The following is a 1528-nucleotide window of genomic DNA, read 5'->3' on the forward strand; positions in this document are numbered from 1 at the left end:
TAAACTTGAATTTACTTTTCCCGGTTTTGGTATCCCAAACCAGAGCATCTTCGCGTTGTGAGGTGGTAAAGGCGAGCTTACCAGAATCAGATATTGCAGCAGTCTTGATCTGATTGTTCAGGCTCAAGGCGTATTGCTCTTTGCCTGTTTTCAGGTTCCAAATCTTTGCAATGTTATCATCACCGGCACTAATACCTACTGCACCGTCTTCACTGAGGTCGGTAGCCCGTATTGGTGCGTTATGCTTAAAGCTGTGTATGGCCATACCTCGATCAAGGTCAAAGTGATTGACCGTACCATCTCTCAGGCCTAGCAATGCTCGTCGCCCATCTTGGTTTAAGCTAATCGCTTCGATTCGATCGGCTGCTTGCCAGAACTGTAGGGACTTACCATTCGTAGCGTCCCATAGCACTAAGTCTTTTTCTTGGCAGGTTACGGCTCTCTTACCGTCACCGGAAACCGCTGAGGCCCGGATGGATGAGTATTCGCCGCTTTTATGATTCCAGTCATAGAGGCGCTCTTTCTTTTTGGTGTTCCAAAAGCTCCCGCCATGATGAACCGATCCGATGACCGCAAGGTATCCGTTAGGGCTGAGTTCGCCGCTTAGTAAGCCTTGAGTCGCAAGCTGTTTACTGCTAGTGGGGCCTTCCGCGCATGCGGCAAGTGCCAGACTGAGTAAAAGGGTAGAAGTTTGTTTTTTAAACACCGATAGACCTGATAGATTTGATTCGATTTTAAAAGGACGTCATTACATCTTTAGTATAGTCAGAGACGAGGAAAAAGAGAGAATAAATATGATCTGGAGGGGAAGCGCATAATATAGCCAGAATTAAGAAGTTCTGGCTATCGCTCAGGAGTTCATTTAGAACTAAGCGGTTGTGTCTGCGTGCACCGCGTGAAGTGCTTCAATCAGCGTGTCTTCAAGCTCAAAGCGCTCTTCAAGGGTTTTTCCTAAGGAGTCGAGCTCTTTAATAAGGCCTTCGATGCCATCGTCGACTTTATGTATATCGTCGAAGCGATCGTTAAACGCTAGAGATTGTTCGGTGGACATTACAATGCGAGGAAGGATTTTCTTTGCAAGCTCAAGTCCACCGTCATCATACTCTGCTGCCTCGGCAACGAGTTGCTCGTAGACTTCGAAGTGTCCGACCGAAACATAGTCGACCAATATCTGGCAAAACGATTGGAACTTCTCTGCTTTATTTTCTTGAGAGCTGCCTGGGTTTACAGATAGATCGCACAGGCTGACAATAAGCGCTTGCCTTTCCTTAAGCCATTTATCGATTAAGTCGTTTACTCCACCCCATCGCTCTGCAGCATTCTTGCAATTCTCGAGCATTCATTAACCCCTTTCTACTACATTATCGTTTCGAGACTTGTTGTACCTTGTCGGTACTTAGCTAGCTCGTTTCGTTTAAGTAATTGTTGTTTGTAGCTTGCTTGGCTACCTGTTTATTATCATTTTACTTTTGCAGATGAAAAACAAAATGTTTTGCGTATTGTTCGGTAAGCTTTGTGCTTACTTCTG

At 45.4% G+C, this 1528-nt stretch carries 2 protein-coding genes; both read right to left on the reverse strand.

Going from position 1 to position 1528, the window contains the following annotated elements:
* Positions 1–706: WD40 repeat domain-containing protein (locus tag A3735_RS07835; protein ID WP_068637873.1), on the reverse strand; the 706-nt coding region annotated here is incomplete at its 3' end.
* 162 nt (positions 707–868) lie between these two features.
* Positions 869–1339, reverse strand: a complete 471-nt coding sequence (locus tag A3735_RS07840) for an Rsd/AlgQ family anti-sigma factor (protein WP_068511889.1) — start codon at positions 1337–1339, stop codon at positions 869–871.
* Between the last annotated feature and the right edge of the window lie 189 nt (positions 1340–1528).

The sequence above is a fragment of the Oleiphilus sp. HI0061 genome, assembly GCF_001635675.1.